This window comes from Pseudoalteromonas sp. Scap06 (assembly GCF_013394165.1).
In the GTDB taxonomy this organism is placed as follows: Bacteria; Pseudomonadota; Gammaproteobacteria; order Enterobacterales; family Alteromonadaceae; genus Pseudoalteromonas.
In genome coordinates, this window is the sequence record NZ_CP041330.1 from 2,303,112 (window position 1) to 2,321,701 (window position 18,590).

At 41.1% G+C, this 18,590-nt stretch carries 14 protein-coding genes and 5 tRNA genes; 6 read left to right on the forward strand and 13 right to left on the reverse strand.

The genetic code is table 11. From position 1 onward, the window contains the following. Positions 1–2 precede the first annotated feature (2 nt). From FLM47_RS10675 to FLM47_RS10695, 5 genes are read left to right on the forward strand one after another with little or no spacing between them, the layout of a single operon-like run. On the forward strand, positions 3–1,610 hold the full coding sequence (locus tag FLM47_RS10675) for an ABC transporter substrate-binding protein (RefSeq protein ID WP_178956360.1): 1,608 nt from the start codon (positions 3–5) through the stop codon (positions 1,608–1,610). Beyond that, positions 1,610–2,644, forward strand: a complete 1,035-nt coding sequence (locus FLM47_RS10680; protein ID WP_138605056.1) for an ABC transporter permease subunit — start codon at positions 1,610–1,612, stop codon at positions 2,642–2,644. Before FLM47_RS10675 ends, FLM47_RS10680 begins: the two co-directional genes overlap by 1 nt. Further along, positions 2,631–3,524 (forward strand): ABC transporter permease subunit, encoded by an 894-nt coding sequence (locus FLM47_RS10685; protein WP_010388079.1) that lies wholly within the window; start codon positions 2,631–2,633, stop codon positions 3,522–3,524. The genes FLM47_RS10680 and FLM47_RS10685 overlap by 14 nt, the downstream gene beginning before the upstream one ends. Then, the gene (locus tag FLM47_RS10690; protein ID WP_010388077.1) at positions 3,525–4,517 is read left to right on the forward strand and encodes an oligopeptide/dipeptide ABC transporter ATP-binding protein; all 993 of its coding nucleotides are present in this window, start codon (positions 3,525–3,527) and stop codon (positions 4,515–4,517) included. It begins immediately after the preceding gene. Then, positions 4,517–5,278 (forward strand): ATP-binding cassette domain-containing protein, encoded by a 762-nt coding sequence (locus FLM47_RS10695; protein WP_054202403.1) that lies wholly within the window; start codon positions 4,517–4,519, stop codon positions 5,276–5,278. Before FLM47_RS10690 ends, FLM47_RS10695 begins: the two co-directional genes overlap by 1 nt. 55 nt (positions 5,279–5,333) lie before the next feature. On the opposite strand, the gene FLM47_RS10700 is transcribed toward FLM47_RS10695, so the two are convergent. The 11 genes from FLM47_RS10700 to FLM47_RS10750 form a co-directional block, all read right to left on the reverse strand. Beyond that, complete coding sequence (locus FLM47_RS10700; protein ID WP_178956361.1) at positions 5,334–7,235, reverse strand: SurA N-terminal domain-containing protein; 1,902 nt, start codon at positions 7,233–7,235, stop codon at positions 5,334–5,336. 173 nt (positions 7,236–7,408) lie between these two features. Then, positions 7,409–7,708, reverse strand: a complete 300-nt coding sequence (locus FLM47_RS10705; protein ID WP_256872136.1) for an HU family DNA-binding protein — start codon at positions 7,706–7,708, stop codon at positions 7,409–7,411. A gap of 182 nt (positions 7,709–7,890) precedes the next feature. After that, complete coding sequence (gene lon, locus FLM47_RS10710; protein ID WP_008467545.1) at positions 7,891–10,251, reverse strand: endopeptidase La; 2,361 nt, start codon at positions 10,249–10,251, stop codon at positions 7,891–7,893. Positions 10,252–10,400: 149 nt separating this feature from the next. Beyond that, complete coding sequence (gene clpX / locus FLM47_RS10715) at positions 10,401–11,684, reverse strand: ATP-dependent protease ATP-binding subunit ClpX (RefSeq protein WP_010388064.1); 1,284 nt, start codon at positions 11,682–11,684, stop codon at positions 10,401–10,403. A gap of 131 nt (positions 11,685–11,815) precedes the next feature. Further along, positions 11,816–12,433 carry an ATP-dependent Clp endopeptidase proteolytic subunit ClpP gene (clpP, locus tag FLM47_RS10720; protein ID WP_008111041.1) on the reverse strand — a complete coding sequence of 206 codons (618 nt, stop codon included), beginning with the start codon at positions 12,431–12,433 and terminating at the stop codon, positions 11,816–11,818. Positions 12,434–12,592: 159 nt separating this feature from the next. Then, a complete protein-coding gene (tig, locus tag FLM47_RS10725) occupies positions 12,593–13,897 on the reverse strand; it encodes a trigger factor (protein WP_178956362.1) in 1,305 nt (434 codons plus the stop codon). A 352-nt stretch (positions 13,898–14,249) separates the two neighbouring features. Then, positions 14,250–14,326: transfer RNA gene (locus FLM47_RS10730), tRNA-Pro, on the reverse strand. A 56-nt stretch (positions 14,327–14,382) separates the two neighbouring features. Continuing rightward, a tRNA-Pro gene (locus tag FLM47_RS10735) sits at positions 14,383–14,459 on the reverse strand. Positions 14,460–14,477: 18 nt separating this feature from the next. Further along, a tRNA-His gene (locus FLM47_RS10740) sits at positions 14,478–14,553 on the reverse strand. A gap of 24 nt (positions 14,554–14,577) precedes the next feature. After that, positions 14,578–14,654, reverse strand: a tRNA-Arg gene (locus tag FLM47_RS10745). Between the two features lie 55 nt (positions 14,655–14,709). Further along, positions 14,710–14,786, reverse strand: a tRNA-Pro gene (locus FLM47_RS10750). Between the two features lie 347 nt (positions 14,787–15,133). Between FLM47_RS10750 and folD the strand changes: the two genes are divergently transcribed. After that, entirely contained in the window at positions 15,134–15,988 is an 855-nt protein-coding gene (gene folD, locus FLM47_RS10755) for a bifunctional methylenetetrahydrofolate dehydrogenase/methenyltetrahydrofolate cyclohydrolase FolD (RefSeq protein WP_178956363.1), read from the forward strand. 30 nt (positions 15,989–16,018) lie between these two features. Here the strand turns inward: folD and FLM47_RS10760 are convergent, their stop codons facing one another. After that, positions 16,019–16,915 carry an EamA family transporter gene (locus FLM47_RS10760; protein WP_178956364.1) on the reverse strand — a complete coding sequence of 299 codons (897 nt, stop codon included), beginning with the start codon at positions 16,913–16,915 and terminating at the stop codon, positions 16,019–16,021. Between the two features lie 187 nt (positions 16,916–17,102). Next, on the reverse strand, positions 17,103–18,482 hold the full coding sequence (cysS, locus tag FLM47_RS10765; RefSeq protein ID WP_178956365.1) for a cysteine--tRNA ligase: 1,380 nt from the start codon (positions 18,480–18,482) through the stop codon (positions 17,103–17,105). Positions 18,483–18,590: the final 108 nt, after the last annotated feature.

Consider the following 18,590-nt stretch of genomic DNA (forward strand, 5'->3'; position numbering starts at 1 on the left):
GGGTGCATAAATTATTACTTGCTTTAATATCATTGAGCTTAGTAGGTTGCATTGATAGTAAAGAAGAAATCTTAGAAGAAAAAAACCAAGGCCTCGTTTATTGCGCCGAGGCTAATCCTGTGTCGTTTAACCCACAAGTCACAACCACAGGGTCGACTATCGATATTATTGCTAACCAGTTATACGACCGGTTAATTAGTATTGACCCCGTGACCGCCGAATTTAAGAGTGAACTTGCCACTGATTGGAAAATCAGTAAAGACGGTAAATCGGTTACCTTCACTTTGCGCAAAGGAGTTAAGTTTCATACCACCTCTTATTTTACTCCTAGTCGTGAATTTAACGCTGATGATGTAATATTTACTTTTAGTCGATTATTCGACGTTTATAATCCTTATCACTTTATTGGCGATGCTAATTACCCTTATTTTCAAAGTGTGGGGATTGATCAGCTAATTCGTAAAATTGTTAGAGTCTCTGATCATCAAGTCCGATTTGAGCTATTTAATCCCGAGAGCAGCTTTTTAGCTAATATGGCGACCGATTTTGCTGTCGTGCTCTCTAAAGAATATGCCATGGCGCTCAAAGCTAATAATCAAGAAAACCTATTTGATCAATACCCGATTGGTACGGGTCCTTATATTTACAAAGAGTATCGACGCGACCATTTAGTACGCTTTTATAAAAACGCTGATTATTGGAAACATGATGTTGCCCTTGAGCAGTTGGTGTACGACATTACTCCAAATGGTACCACCCGTATCGCAAAAATATTGACCAAAGAATGTGATGTTACTGCACACCCAAGCAGTGCCCAATTAAGTATCTTAGCGCAACGTGATGATATTAATGTTGAAAGAGAAACTAACTTAAATATTGGTTACTGGGCATTTAATACCGAGCGTCCACCTTTTGATAACCTAAAAGTACGTCAAGCATTAGTTCATGCCATTGATATAGATAAAATAATGCAGGCGGTGTATTACGGTAATGGCTTGCGTGCACAGTCTATTCTTCCGCCTACGTCTTGGGCGTTTGAACTACAAAAAAACATGCCTATTTTTGACCCACAGTTGGCAAAAAGGTTATTAACTGAAGCCGGTTTTCCAAAAGGCTTTGATATGAGCATTTGGGCTATGCCGGTAAGCCGTATTTATAACCCCAACGCCCGCAAAATGGCTGAGCTAATGCAAAGTGATTTACGCAAAATTGGCGTTAACGTAAATATTGTTGAATATGAATGGAACACCTTTATTCAACGCATTGGAGAACATCGCCACGACAGTGTGTTATTAGGTTGGGCAGCTGATACGCCTGATCCCGATAACTTTTTTAGCCCATTATTAAGTTGTACTGCGACATTCAGCGGCAAAAACCCCGCAAACTGGTGTAATCCTGAATTTGATTTACTGCTAACCAAAGCGTTAGACACCACAGATTTAAATTTACGTAAACAATATTATGACGCAGCACAGAGTATGATCATCAAACAATTGCCTCTACTGCCAATTGCCCACGGCATGCGTTTTCAAGCAAGTAGTGCAGATGTTGAGGGCATTACCTTAGGGCCATTCGGTGCTATTTCGTTGGCTAACGCGAGGAAAAAATAATGATCTTAGATTATATTTTACGCCGCCTCGGACTGTTATTTTTTATGGTGTTACTACTCAGTATTTTTACCTTTTCGTTGAGTTACTTATTTCCCGGCGATCCACTCAGTAATTTAAGCGGCATACCAGATACTAACTTCACCCAAAATGCGCAGTTAGAAGAAAAGTACTTGTTTAACAGTAACTACTTTATGCAGTACATCGCCTTTGTGGGACGAATTTTACAAGGGGACTGGGGAATGTCATTCGCCTCGGGGGGCAGTGTTTTCGCCCATGTGATTGATTTAATCCCTGCAACGTTAGAGCTAAGTATTTACGCGTTAGTTATCTCGGTGGTAGTGGGTGTGCCTGTCGGTATTTTAGCATCGGCATATAATAAACAATGGCCTGATAAATTTATTAGCTCTACAGCGATGATTGGCTATTCTATGCCAATTTTTTGGCTGGCATTATTATTAATTATGGTTTTTTCGCTCCAACTTGGCTGGTTTCCCATGTCGGGGCGAGTGAGCTTGTTGTATGAGATACCTGCGAGCACAGGGTTTATTTTACTTGATATTTTACTCGCTGATTTTCCTTACAATGGTTTGGCCATGTTAGATGCACTGCATCACCTTACCTTACCCACTATTGTGCTTGCTATGTATCCAACCACGGTATTAGTGCGCTTTACTCGCGAATCGATGTTAAAAGTAATGGATCAAAATTTCATTAAAACGGCTCGTGCCAAAGGGCTTACTCGTGGACAGCTTATTATTCATCACGCCCTAAGAAATGCCTTACTACCGGTTATAAAACAAATAGGTTTGCAGTTTAGTACCTTGATCACCCTAGCGATGATCACTGAAGTTATTTTTTCGTGGCCTGGGATCGGTCGCTGGTTAATAGACAGTATTTATCAACGTGATTATCCCGCCATACAAGGTGGGTTAATGGCCGTCTCTTTATTTATTATTATTGCCACAATTATGGCCGAACTGACCTACACCCTACTCGATCCTCTGTCTCGGAACCAAGCGCATGGCAAAGTTTAACTTATTTTCAGAAGATTCAAATAAATCGCCATTAGCGAGACTCTGGCGAAAGTTTAAAAATAACCACCCTGCACTGGTTGGTTTATGGGTGTTTATTGCCTTTAGCCTGTTAGCGGCTACCGCGCCTTTTCTTGCGCCTTATGGGGTAAATCAACAGCACAGTGATGCACTATTACTGCCTCCCTCGTGGAATGAAATGGGCGATGTGCGGTTTATACTTGGCACCGATGATTTAGGCCGAGATGTGCTGTCTCGTTTAATGAATGGTGCCACATATACGTTCGGGTTATCGGTTGTGGCTGCACTGATCACCACTGTTATTGGTGTGTTGGTAGGTACCTTTGCAGGGATCAGTAAAGGCATACGTTCTAGTTTTTTGAACCACTTACTGGATGTAACGCTGTCAATTCCCTCATTGTTACTGGCCATCATTATTATTGCCATACTCGGCCCTGGATTAATGAATACCGTATGGGCAATTATTTTAGCCTTATTACCCCAGTTTATTCATTCAATTAGAAACCTGATAGTTGACGAACTTGGCAAAGATTATGTTACAGCCTACCGCTTAGATGGCGCCTCTAAATGGCATATTTTATCACGCGGGATTTTTCCTAATGTGTATGAGTATATTGTGGTTATTTTTACGATGGCGCTTTCTACTGCTATTTTAGATATTGCGGCGTTAGGGTTTTTAAAACTGGGTGCACAGCCGCCGACTACTGAATGGGGCGCAATTTTAGCAGAGAACTTAGGACTTATATATTTAGCACCCTGGACGGTAGCATTGCCGGGCGTGCTGTTATTTTTAGCGGTTCTTTCAACAAACTTAGTGGGCGATGGACTTCGCAAAGTTTTACAAGCGCGTAAGGCCGATTAGATGCAGTTACTAGATATTCGAAATTTAACCATTGAACTTCAAACTTCCGAAACCGCCATTCGTGCTGTTGATCGCGTAAGCTTTAGTTTAAAAGAAGGTGAAGTACATGCTTTAGTGGGCGAATCAGGCTCTGGCAAAAGCTTAATTGCAAAAGCCATTGTCGGCGTGCTTAATGAACGCTGGGTGATAACCGCAGACAGAATGCATTGGCGTGGTGTTGATTTAATGCGCTTAACACCAGAGCAACGCCGTAAAACGGTTAGCCAAGACATTGCGATGATTTACCAAGACCCCAGTCGATGTCTAGATCCTACTGCTAAAATATTTAACCAAATTGCTGAAACACTGCCTGAAGTGGCTGCTAAAGGGTTTTTCTTAAAACGCAACCGTGAGCGTAAAGACCGTGTTAAAGCCTTAATACATAAAGTAGGTATTAAAAATCATGAAGCGGTGCTTGATAGTTACCCGCATGAGCTCTCTGAGGGCGTATGCCAAAAGGTCATGATAGCCATGGCGATTGCCCGCACACCTAAGTTATTAATTGCAGATGAGCCTACAACCGCACTAGAAAGCACCACCCGTGCACAGGTGTTTAGGTTATTAAAAAGTTTAAATCAGCTAAAGAACATGTCTATTTTGATGATCTCTCATGAACTAGAAGAAATTGTTAATTGGTCGCATGGTATTCATGTGCTGTACTGCGGTCAAATGGTTGAAGCAGGTCCAACACACCGTATTTTTAGCCAACCTCGTCATCCGTATACGCAGGCTTTACTAAAAAGCCTGCCCGATTATGAGCATGGTTTAGCCCATAAAGAACCCTTTTATGCACTTAAAGGCACCATACCAACATTACAGCATTTACCGATTGGTTGTCGACTCGGTCCACGTTGCCCACAAGCACAAAAAGAATGTGTGGTTGCGCCTAAACTTTCAAAGCATCATGGTCATAGCTACGCCTGTCACTTTCCGCTGATCAAGGAAATAAAATAATGCAGCCACTGTTAAAAGTTCAAGCCTTATCAAAAACCTTTAACATGCGAGCGGGTCTGTTTAGCCGTAAAAAGTTTGATGTTTTAAAAAATATCTCATTTTGTATTGGTAAAGGTGAAACAATTGCCATTATTGGTGAAACAGGCTCAGGAAAAAGTACCCTGGCTAAATTATTAGTGGGTGCATACAGTGCCGATAGCGGGCAGATATTATTGGAGAATAACACTATAGAAAACAATGGTAATCGTGATGCCCAGTGTCGTTATATCCGAATGATTTTTCAAGACTCCGCCACCTCATTGAACCCAGCAGTGACCATTGCTGAAATGCTCGATGATTGCCTAAAATTCAATACTGATTTTGATAAAACTCAACGTAGTGAAAAAATTGGCAGTACGCTGCTTAAAGTGGGTCTACTGGTCGATCATCAGCAATACTATCCGCATATGTTTAGTGTGGGGCAATTACAGCGTGTAGCGCTCGCTCGCGCGCTTATATTAGATCCTAAGGTTGTTGTACTCGATGAGGCACTTTCATCGCTTGACCCTTCTGTAAGAGCGCAAATAGTAAACCTATTACTTAAACTACAGCTTGAAACTGGATTAACCTATATTTTGATCACCCATCATTTAAGTTTAGTGCGCCATATTAGCGACCAGTTAGTGGTACTCAATAAAGGTGAAATAGTTGAATACGGCGCTACAGAAACTATTTTTCAAAACCCGCAGTCAAAGGTTACCCAGCGCTTATTGAGTTGTTAATGTCTAAACAAACAAAAAAGGCGCCAATTGGCGCCTTTTTTAATTTAGCTATTACTTATTCAGCTGCTTGAGCTGCTTTTGGTACATTAAGCTCTGCTTGTTGCTTAAGCGATTCAATGAATACCGTATAGTTTTTCTGCGCTTGCGCCATAGTAATGTTTTGCTTCATTTGTGGCTCAATGTTGTCACTCACTGGTGCATCATTTACCGCTTTAAGCGCAACAATCGCTGCATCGCCATTATTTAAGCTAACCATATCATATACAGCCGCATCACTAGGATGTGCCATTTTGAATACTTGGGTAACAATAGCAGGTGAAACAGCAAAGCTTTCACGAGTTAGTTGCGACTCTTGACGAACGTTTAGTGATTGCTCAGCAGCCACATCGTTTAAGCTCTTGCCTTCTTTTACTTGTGCAAATAACGTGCGTGCTTTTTCTTTTGCAAGGTCTGATGCCTTTTCATTCATTAAGCGTGTTTTAATTTGCTCACTTACCTCGCTTAATGCTTTCGTTGCCGCAGGTTGGTGCTCATTTACACGCACCACAATCACGTGCTCATTACCAAGCTCAATTACTTCTGAATTGACTTTATCTTCTAGTAGTTCAACTGATGATAAGGCAGTCACAACCGCTGGGTTATTAAGCGGCTCAGGAAGCGCGCTAAGCGCTAGTAAAGAAGTAGATTGTACTTCTACACCCGCCACTTCAGCAGCATCGTCTAAGCGATCAGAAATCTCAAAGGCTAATGCCCCCATTTCTGTTTGCTTCTCGTAAAACGCATCTACTTTTTCAGCTTGCTCAAGTTCAGCACGTAGGTCAGCTTTAACCTCATCGAACGGTTTAACTTGTTGAGTTTGTAGATCAGTCAGTTTGATGATGTGATAACCAAACTCAGAAGCAACAACGTCAGAGTAATCACCTTTGTTTTGCAATGCGAACGCTGCATCTTCAAATGCTGGTTCCATAACATCACGTTCAATCCACTCTAAATCGCCACCCATTTCTGCACTAACAATGTCATCTGACGATGTCTCTGCTAGCTCAGCAAAATCAGCACCAGCGTTAAGCTGGGCAAGTAACGACTCAGCTTTCGCTTTAGCCGCATCATCATCTTCGCTATTGTCGATTAGAATATGCGACACACGACGCTTTTCTGGTTCAACATATTGCGCTTTACTCTGCTCATAATATGCTTTTACATCGTCTTCGCTTACCGATGCAACATCAATATCATCTGCATTTAGTTCGATGTAATTAACTGAAATTAATTCAGGTGATAAAAATTGACCTGCGTTTAATTCATAGTAATCCGCAACTTCTTGCTCTGTAACTTCAACATCAGCTTGCATTGCTTGTTTATCAATTACTAAATAATCAATGCTTCGTGTTTGCTGTTGCAACGCAATGGCTGATTTAAGCTCATTTGGCAGCGCAAAGTCTGTACCCGCAACGGCAGATACTAACTGGCTACGCGTCATATCATCACGCAGGTATTCACGAAATGCGTCAGGTTGAAAATTCATTTGACGAATAACTTGTAAATAACGGTCGTTATTAAACTTGTCGCCAATTTTAAAATAAGGTAGCTCTAAAATTGTTTTACGAACGCTTTCATCACTTACGCGCAAACCAAGCTCGGCGGCTAACTGACTTTGTAATTCTTGTTGTACTAAACGGTCAATCACACCTTGACGGATTTGAGCCATGTAAGTTGGATCAGCTGCTATTTGGGTAAAGTACTCACCAAATTGTTGTTCTAAGCGGCTACGTTCATTTTGAAACGCACGGCTAAATTCTGTTTGGCTAATTTTAATTCCATTTACTTCAGCAACGGGTTGTTCTGTGGTTTGACCTAAGTAACTACCGATCCCAGCTAAGGCAAAAGATAAAATCACCGCGCCTAAAATGACTTTGGCTACCGGCCCTTGCGAACCTTCTCTGATTTTCTCAAGCATTTGTTTATCTCTTTTCTGAGCAAGGTATTTTCTACCTTGTCATATGTAAAAAAAGCGTATCTTACCAGATACGCTTTTTCACTTGAAGTAACTGGCGGTGAAGTAACTTAATTTATCGATTGCAATAATTAAGCGTCTCTTTACTCGCCATAACTAAATTGTTTACACAATGATTAGTTTACTGCGTCTTTAAGCGCTTTACCGGCTTTGAAAGCTGGGATGTTAGCTGCAGCAATTTGAATCGTTTCACCAGTTTGTGGGTTACGACCTGCACGAGCAGCACGCTCACGTACAGAGAAAGTACCAAAACCAACAAGTGCAACTGAGTCGCCATCTTTTAGCGCGCCAGATACAGATTCGATGAATGAATCTAGTGCACGACCTGCAGCCGCTTTAGAAATGTCAGCATCAGCTGCGATTTGATCGATTAATTGAGATTTATTCACAATATCATCCTCTTTCATTGTTGTTATCAAGAGCGATTGTTTTTTAAACTAACATCACTGTTTTGAAATTTTTGAGCAATTTTTTTAAGCTCATATGATTATATTTTTCTTAAGCCTAGGCCCTGCAAGGGCTAGGCTTGAAAACCAGTGCTTAACTTATCATACCGTTTAGATTTGAAAAGCCCCTAAAAGCACTTTTTTTGGCTTTTTTACTGCTTTTTTGGTGTTTCGACTGAAAAACTATCAACTGGATGCACTAAAGCAAGCTTTAATACTTCGTCAATCCACGTAACTGGGTGAATCTCAAGACCCGCCAATACGTTATCAGGTATCTCTTTTAAGTCACGTTCGTTAATTTTAGGGATCACCACCGTTTTAATACCACCTCGGTGAGCCGCTAATAATTTCTCTTTTAAACCACCAATTGGCAGTACTTCACCACGTAGGGTAATCTCACCCGTCATGGCCACATCAGAGCGCACTGGATTACCCGTTAGGCTTGAAACCAAACAAGTAACCATTGCGATACCCGCACTTGGACCATCTTTAGGAGTTGCGCCCTCAGGTACATGCACGTGAATATCACGTTTTTCATAAAAGTCGCTATTAATACGTAGCTCATCAGCACGATTACGCACAACAGTCATTGCCGCTTGAATCGACTCTTGCATTACATCGCCTAACGAGCCGGTGTAAGTCAATTTGCCTTTACCTGGTACTGCAGCACATTCAATCGTTAGTAAGTCTCCGCCTACTTCTGTCCATGCTAGGCCAGTTACTTGGCCAATACGGTCGCCATCTTCTGCTTTACCGTAATCAAAACGTTGCACACCTAAGTACTCTTCAAGGTTATCTGCATCGATAGTGACCGTTTTGGTGTCTTTTTCCATTAAGATATTTTTAACCGCTTTACGGCATAATTTAGATACTTCACGCTCTAAGTTACGAACGCCCGCTTCACGCGTGTAATATCGAATAATACCGATAATGGCACTGTCAGCAATTTCAACTTCTTTCTCTTTCAAGCCATTACGCTTAACTTGCTTTGGAATTAAATGTTCTTTAGCTATATTTAATTTTTCGTCTTCGGTATAACCGGCTAAACGAATAACTTCCATACGGTCCAATAATGGCCCAGGAATATTAAAGCTATTAGAGGTAGCAACAAACATTACATCAGATAAGTCGTAATCGACTTCTAGGTAATGATCAGCAAAATGACTGTTTTGCTCAGGGTCGAGTACTTCAAGTAATGCTGATGCAGGGTCGCCACGCATATCTGCTGACATTTTATCAATTTCATCTAACAAGAATAACGGGTTTTTAACGCCCACTTTAGTCATGTTTTGAATCAATTTACCTGGCATAGAGCCAATATAAGTACGACGGTGACCACGTATCTCAGCTTCATCACGTACGCCACCCAGTGCCATACGAATGTACTTACGGCCAGTTGAACGCGCAATAGATTGCCCAAGAGAGGTTTTACCTACCCCTGGCGGCCCAACTAAACACAAAATAGGCCCTTTAAGCTTATTAGTACGCTGCTGTACCGCGAGATATTCAATAATACGCTCTTTAACTTTATCAAGTCCGTAGTGATCGCTATCTAGTATTTTTTGCGCGCCTGCTAAATCTTTTTTAACTTTAGAGCGTTTTTTCCACGGTACGTTAATTAGCGTATCTATGTATGAGCGAACAACACTCGCTTCTGCCGACATCGGCGACATCATTTTAAGTTTGTTAAACTCTGCCGTGGCTTTTTCTTTCGCTTCGTTAGGCATACCTGATTCTTCGATGCGTTTTTTTAGCGCTTCGAATTCATCTGGTACATCGTCAATTTCGCCAAGCTCTTTTTGAATCGCTTTCATTTGCTCATTGAGGTAGTACTCACGCTGCGATTTTTCCATCTGCTTTTTAACGCGGGTACGAATTTTTTTCTCAACTTGCAGTAAGTCTATTTCACCTTCCATCAACGCCATTAAGTACTCTAAGCGCTCCGTAACGCTTGATATTTCAAGTACTTTTTGTTTTTCAGGCACTTTTAATGGCATATGCGCAGCCATGGTATCAGCAAGACGCGCTGGCTCATCAATACCAGAGACCGAAGTCATCACTTCAGGTGGGATTTTTTTATTTAATTTTACGTAGCCTTCAAACTGGCTTAATGCACTGCGAATAAAAATATCTTGCTCTTGTTCATTCACTGAATCAGATTCAATAAACTGAGCATTGGCAACAAAGAAGTCTTCGTTATCAACAAACTCTTCGATATTTGCACGCTGCGTGCCTTCAACTAATACTTTTACTGTACCATCGGGTAGCTTTAATAATTGAAGTACAGTCGCAATTGTCCCTACACGATAAATATCGTCTTTCTCAGGCTCGTCTACAGTTGCATCTTTTTGTGCAACTAAGAAAATTTGTTTGTCTTTATCCATTGCCGCTTCAAGGCATTTTATTGATTTTTCACGGCCTACAAAAAGCGGGATCACCATGTGTGGATACACCACTACATCGCGCAGTGCTAGCACAGGGATTTCGACTCGATCGTTTCTCTCAAGCGTCATTGTATTTTCTCTTTGCACTTCATTTATTTAAAGATTACTCAAGTATATGGGGATAACCTAATTAAAGTTCAACAATTTTTGCCAACTCGATTAAATTAATTATAAAAAAAGGAGCCATTGGCTCCTTTTTTTTACAACTTGCTCAGAATTTAATCCGCCGCGGCTTGTTCTTGATTGCTGCTGTCATAAATCAAGATTGGGTCAGACTCACCTTTAATAACGGTTTCATCAACAACCACTTTACTTACGTTATCAATTGAAGGCAGCTCATACATAGTATCAAGCAATACACCTTCTACGATTGAACGCAGGCCACGTGCACCGGTTTTACGTTCCATTGCTTTGTGAGCAATAGCACGTAGTGCATCATCACGAAATTCAAGCTCAACGTCTTCCATCCCAAACAATACTGAAAATTGCTTAGTAATAGCGTTTTTAGGCTCGCTTAAAATTTGTACCAGTGCAGCTTCATCAAGTTCAGTCAATGTAGCAACAACAGGTAAACGGCCAATAAACTCTGGAATTAAACCATATTTCACTAAATCTTCTGGCTCAACATCTTTAAATGTTTCACTTAAAGAGCGGCTCGCTGCCGACTCTTTAACGTTAACGCCAAAACCAATGCCAGTATTTTTGTGGCTACGCTGTTCAATAACTTTATCAAGACCAGCAAATGCGCCACCACAAATAAACAGAATTTTAGAAGTGTCTACTTGCAGGAACTCTTGCTGTGGATGTTTACGTCCACCTTGTGGCGGAACAGAAGCAACGGTACCTTCAATCAATTTAAGTAAGGCTTGTTGTACACCTTCACCTGATACATCACGGGTGATTGATGGGTTATCTGATTTACGTGAAATTTTGTCAATTTCATCAATGTAAACAATACCACGTTGTGCTTTTTCTACGTCGTAGTCACATTTTTGTAAAAGCTTTTGAATGATGTTTTCAACATCTTCACCCACATAACCGGCTTCGGTCAACGTGGTGGCATCGGCCATTGTAAACGGCACATCTAGCAAACGTGCTAACGTTTCAGCTAGTAGTGTTTTACCACTCCCCGTTGGACCAATTAATAAAATATTACTTTTACCTAGTTCAACGTCTTGTTTAGTTGATTGGTTGCGTAAACGCTTATAGTGATTGTAAACCGCTACAGACAACACTTTTTTCGCATGCTCTTGGCCAATTACGTAGTCGTCTAAGTGGTTACGAATTTCTTTTGGCACAGGTAATTTGTCAGCGGCATCATGCTTAGGCGCGATGTCTTTAATTTCTTCCCTGATAATATCATTACACAGCTCTACACATTCATCACAAACGTATACTGAAGGTCCTGCAATTAATTTTCGAACTTCATGCTGGCTTTTGCCGCAAAAAGAGCAGTATAACAATTTATTACTTTTGTCGCCGTCTGTAGGAGTGTCAGACATTCAGCTACCTCATTTTATTACGTTGGCCACCAAAGTCTTGGTGGCTATTTTAATACGCTTTAACTATACCAAAATTTAGGCTTTTTCGCATAGTAACTCTCATTAGCAAGCATTACTGCTTGCAGGCATACTTACTTGCTACCGCGATTAGTAAATACTGAGTCAACAATACCGTAATCTACAGCTTGGCTTGCACTCATAAAGTTATCACGGTCTGTATCACGTGAAACAACATCAAGCGGTTGGCCAGTATGCTCAGCCATTAAGCGATTTAATTTGTCTTTAATAGACAAGATTTCTTTCGCGTGTATTTCAAAATCAGATGCTTGACCTTGGAATCCACCTAATGGTTGGTGAATCATTACACGTGAATTAGGTAAACAAAAACGTTTACCCTTAGCACCACCAGATAGTAAAAACGCACCCATGCTAGCCGCTTGGCCCACACAAATAGTACTTACATCAGGTTTAATGAAATTCATTGTATCGTAAATAGCCATTCCCGCAGTGACCGAGCCACCCGGTGAATTGATATATAAGAAAATATCTTTATCTGGGTTCTCTGATTCTAAGAAAAGCATTTGCGCTAAAATCAGATTTGCCATGTTGTCTTCAACTTGGCCCGTTAAAAAGATAATACGCTCTTTTAATAGTCTCGAATAAATATCAAACGAGCGCTCGCCTTTAGCTGTTTGCTCAACAACCATTGGTACTAATGCGTTTAGGGGATCTGTCATACCAGTGTTCATACTTATTTAATTCCTTATGCGCTTATACTTATTCTAAGAAAAGCATAATGATCATTTTTAGCTAATTAAGAACCACAAACTAAAATGGCCCGGGCACACTGCATAAACAGAGTAACACGAGCCATTTAATCGTTAGCGAGCGCTTAAGTCAATGACTTATTATGCACCTTGCTGTGGATTCATGATGTCATCAAATGCTTTTTCAACATCAGTCACAGTTGCTTTAGCTAAAATAGCTTCAACAGCTTGCTCTTCCATTGCTACATTACGCATTTGTTGCATTAGTTGATCATTTGCTTTGTAGTATTCTACCACTTCAGTTGGATCTTCGTATGCAGATGCTACAGTAGCGATAAGTGCTTCAACTTTAGCGTCATCAACTTTGATGTCGTTTGCTTTGATCACTTCGCCTAATAATAGGCCAGTTTTAACTCGTGTAACTGCTTGCTCATGGAACAATTCAGCTGGAAGCTCAGGCATATTTTGACCGTTACCACCAAAACGTTGAGCAGCTTGCTCACGTAAAGCGTCAACTTCTTGGTCGATTAATGCTTTAGGCACTTCAACTTCGTTTTGCTCTAAAAGACCTTTGATTGCTTGATCTTTTACGTTAGCTTTAACCGCTTGGTCTAGCTCACGTGTCATGTTCTTTTTAACTTCTTCTTTAAGCGCGTCTACGCCGCCTTCGGCAACACCGAATTTAGTTGCAAACTCATCGCTTAATTCAGGTAATTCTTGCGCTTCAACTTTTTTCACTGTGATAGTGAATTGAGCCGCTTTACCTTTTAAGTTTTCAGCGTGGTAATCTTCAGGGAAGTTTACGTCAGCAACAACTTCTTCGCCTGCTTTTTTGCCTACGATGTTGTCTTCAAAACCTGGGATCATACGACCTTGGCCAAGTTCTAATGGGAAATCTTCAGCTTTACCGCCTTCGAATTCTTCACCATCGATAGTACCAACGAAATCAACCGTTACACGGTCATTTGCGCCAGCAGCTCCATCAACGTCAGCCCAAGAAGCGTGTTGCTTACGAAGTGTCTCTAGCATGTTTGCTAAATCTTCGTCAGTTACTTCTACCGCTGGTTTTTCAACAGCAATTTTCTCTAAACCTTGAACTTCAACTTCAGGGTAAACTTCAAATGTTGCTGAGAATTCTAAATCTTTACCTGCTTCAAGTGCTTTTGGTGCAAATGTAGGTGCGCCAGCAGGGTTAATTTTTTCAGCAACAATTGCTTCAATGTAATTACGTTGCATTACTTCGCCAGCAACTTCTTGACGAACAGCTGGTCCGAAACGCTTGTTGATTACTGATACTGGTACTTTACCAGCACGGAAACCGTCGATACGCTGCGTTTTTGACAGTTGTTGTAAGCGTTTTTTTACTTCGGTCTCAACGTTCTCTGCAGGAACGGTGATGGTCAGACGGCGCTCAAGGCCTTGAGTCGTCTCAACAGAAACTTGCATGATTTACCTCAATATTCAATTTTGGCGACTTTTCGCCTTCATTACAAACAAAGTAATCTATAGGCGTCTTGATAAAATTCAAGCCTTAGAGCTTAAAAAAATCCGTCGCTACCAGGAGATACCATTGCTGCTCTGCCCTAGGGCACTATATTTTTAAACAAATAGACGCGGCATTATAACCTAATATTCATGATAGTCGAGTGTGGGGGGCAATTATTTGGGGTAGATCAGGGTAGATAACGACTAAGCGAATAAAAAACAGGCTAATTCAACTGTATAGAATGAATTGGAGCAAAAATAGAGTTATTTTAGATGAAATATAGAGATTTAGAATATAGAACTTAAGGGGAAATGGTCGGCGATGCAGGATTTGAACCTGCGACCCCTTGGACCCAAACCAAGTGCGCTACCAAACTGCGCTAATCGCCGATATAAATATTTTCTCGAATACTTAAACTTAGGATTTAAGACCACTTATAAGAAAGTGGTCGGCGATGCAGGATTTGAACCTGCGACCCCTTGGACCCAAACCAAGTGCGCTACCAAACTGCGCTAATCGCCGATATTCTTTTTTGTAAATTGGGGTGACTGATGGGGCTCGAACCCACGACAACCGGAATCACAATCCGGGGCTCTACCAACTGAGCTACAATCACCACGGCATTACAGTGTTTTCAAAATGGCGCACCCAGAAGGATTCGAACCTTCGACCGACGCCTTAGAAGGGCGTTGCTCTATCCAGCTGAGCTATGGGCGCATCGAAAACTTCATAGTTCACTAGTAAGTTAAATTGTTATGACTAAACATAAAAATGGTCGGCGATGCAGGATTTGAACCTGCGACCCCTTGGACCCAAACCAAGTGCGCTACCAAACTGCGCTAATCGCCGATACTTACTATTGTCTGCGAGTGACCTCGTTGACAACGGGGTGCATAATAGTGATTTGACCGTGTTAGGTCAAACGTTTTTTTAAGAAAACAAATCAATTGCTCATTTTTAGTTCATAATGGTCAAATATTACGATACAGGGATAAAATTTAAACTCTTTTTTAAATTCGGGGGCTTATAATTTAAAAGCAACTTGGCGCTCAACCGCTTTTCTGCGAAAATAGCCGCCATATTAAAAAATGAGTAAGGTAAAGGTCTTTTTCTTTATCGGCATTTTAACCCCTATATATGCATTCGTTTTTTAAATGTATCGGTATCAAGTTAATTAACCTAATTAAAGGTCACCCATGACGGCAAACATCATTGATGGTAAAGCAGTAGCAAAACAAGTACGTAGCGCAGTGGCTGAACGAGTTTCAGAACGTGTTACACAAAACCTTAGAGCCCCAGGATTAGCTGTGGTGCTTGTTGGACAAGACCCAGCAAGCCAAGTTTACGTTGGTTCAAAACGTAAAGCCTGTGAAGAAGTTGGTTTTATTTCTAAATCATTTGATTTGCCCGCAGACACAACAGAGCAAGCGCTATTAGCATTAATTGATGAATTGAATGTTGATGGCGAAGTTGACGGTATTTTAGTGCAACTTCCTTTACCTGCAGGCTTAGACGCAGAAAAAATTCTTGAGCGTATTACCCCGCATAAAGATGTTGATGGCTTTCACCCTTATAACATTGGTCGTTTAGCGCAGCGTATGCCTGCCCTTCGCCCATGTACGCCAAAGGGTATTATCACCTTATTAGATTCAACCGGCGTGCGTTACAAAGGCATGCACGCAGTGGTAGTGGGTGCCTCTAATATTGTGGGTCGCCCTATGTCACTTGAACTGTTGTTAGCTGGCTGTACGACTACTGTTTGTCATAAGTTCACACAAGATTTAGAAACCCATGTTCGCCGTGCTGACTTATTGGTTGTTGCTGTAGGCAAACCAGAGTTTATTCCGGGTGACTGGATAAAAGAAGGCGCGATTGTTATTGATGTGGGTATTAACCGTTTAGACAACGGTAAGTTAGTGGGTGACGTTGAATACGCTACTGCAGAACAAAAAGCTGACTTTATTACCCCTGTACCTGGCGGCGTAGGCCCGATGACAGTTGCTAGCTTAATTGAAAATACGTTAGAAGCGTGTGAGAAATATCACAGCTAATAAATAAAAATAAAGTAATCCAAAGCCCGCTTAATTGCGGGCTTTTTGTATCATCATTCTTCGTTTTATTAAGTCCAAGCCTTGTGGCAAAACCGAAAACACAATCATTAATAACATAATCGCGTACTGCCAATTTGCATACTGCTCGTTAATTAATATTCCTGCACATAAAATACCGGCAATTGGGTTGGCTATAGTGCCAAAAGTAAATTCAACAACTGACATTCGTCCTAATAACCAAACATATAGGATGTAAGCCAAAGCAGTATTAGGTACCACCAGCCAAAATAACGCCAGCCATTGCGTGATATTTATTGATGCAGTTAAAAATTGATACTGCTGTGGTGCAAAATAGAAAGCTTGAACCATAGCGGCAATTGCTAGCAAACTGCCACCAATGATTAGCTGCCACGTGAGTACCGTCCACCAGTGAACTTTAGCCGTTACTTTTTGTACCAGCGTACTGCCTATCACAATAGTTAATAACGCCCCTATCAGCGCCAAAATCCCCAAAACATTAAGTGCTACATGTTGTGGATCAAATAAGCGCCATGCTAAAACCACTAAAGCAAGCGCACAAATACCTTGCACTAGCGCTGGCTGTTGTCGCTTTACAAGCCATGCATATAATAATGCAACCACAGGGACAGATACCATACCCACGCCAGCAATAGCTGCTGGTAGGTTAATTGCCATTACAAAAATAAAACTAAAAAATAGCGCAATATTAATCGTGCCGATTAAAAAGATGCCAGGCCATTGCTTTTCTGTTGGCCAAGAGGGTTTAAATAACAACAATAATAAACCAGCAGGAAGTGCACGTATGGCCCCTAATAAGATTGGCGGCCACTCTGGGGTTGCGTATTTAGTTACCGCATAAGTCGTTCCCCATAAAAAAGCAGGGATCATGGCAAGTAAAATATTCATTAATTTTCCATTTTTAAATTGATGAATGCGAGTTTAAAACCTCAACCATAATTGAGGTCAACAATATCAATTTTATTAAAAGCATAATCAATTTAATGCAATTGATATAACAAAAAAGGGTTACCCAATGGCAACCCTTTTTTTGTGATCAGCGCGTTATGGCTAAATACGCAAAGGTTAAAAGTCCCTATGCTTTACGCCACGTTGTTTTTCCCGCTGAATCTTCAAGTATTACACCCAGTGCATTTAAAGCATCGCGAGCTTCATCAGCTGCAGCCCAATTTTTACTGGCACGTGCGTCATTACGTTTTACAATCAATGCCTCAATTTCAGCCACTTCATCATCGTTTTGACCGCCTTGTAAAAATGCTTCAGGTGCTTGTTGAGCAATACCAAGTATTTCACCTAAGCTGCGTAGAATAAAGGCTAAATGTCCTGCTTTTTCGCTATCACTTTCTTTTACTCGGTTTAGCTCTTTAGCAACTTCAAATACAACCGGTAATGCTTCTGGCGAATTAAAGTCATCATTCATAGCTTTTCTAAACTTAGCTACATACTCATTACCCTCAAGCTCACATTCAACTGGCTCAACACCACGTAATGCCGTGTAAATACGCTCAAGTGATGAACGTGCTTGGTCTAAGTTTTCTTGCGAGTAATTAAGTTGACTGCGGTAATGGCCAGAAATTAAAAAGTAACGAACCGACTCAGCATCGTATTGCTTTAATACTTCACGAACGGTAAAAAAGTTATCTAATGATTTAGACATCTTTTCTTTGTTCACTTGAACCATACCGGTATGGATCCAAGTATTAACGTATTGGCCGTTGTTAGCACAGCATGATTGCGCGATTTCGTTTTCGTGGTGCGGAAACTGTAGGTCTGAACCACCACCATGAATATCAAAGTGCTCACCTAGGTGCTTTGAACTCATCGCTGAACATTCTATGTGCCAACCAGGGCGACCCTCACCCCAAGGTGATGACCACGATGGCTCCCCTGCTTTAGCTTTTTTCCATAAAACAAAATCAAGAGGATCGTCTTTATCTTGTGCTACTTCCACACGTGAGCCCGATTGCAGCATGGTTAAATCTTGCTGTGAAAGTGCTCCGTATTGCTCAAAGGTTGATACATCAAATAAAACGTCGCCATCGGTTGCAACATAAGCATGGCCTTTGGCAATCAAACGCTCAACCATGGCAATAATTTCATCCATGTGACCTGTAACCGTTGGCTCTACATCAGGACGTAGCATATTTAAGCTGTCAAAGTCTTCATGCATGGCTTTAGTCATACGCACGGTTAAGTCGTTAATGGCTTCACCGTTCTCATTTGCGCGCTTGATAATTTTATCGTCTACATCGGTAATATTACGCACGTACTTTAAATCGTAACCTAAGTGACGAAGGTAGCGAACAATCACATCAAAACCCACAAATGTGCGTGCATGGCCAATGTGGCAGTAATCATAAATGGTGATACCACACACATACATGTCGATTTTTCCATCAACCATAGGTTTAAATTGTTCTTTTTGGCGTGTCAGTGTGTTGTATATTTGTACCATTTAGTTGCTTTCCTTCACGATTAACAGAAAAGCTATGTTACCACTTGCTAAGCATGGGCTCTAGCGGTTTATCAAAGCACTTTGTTAATCTGGGTCAACTACGATAAA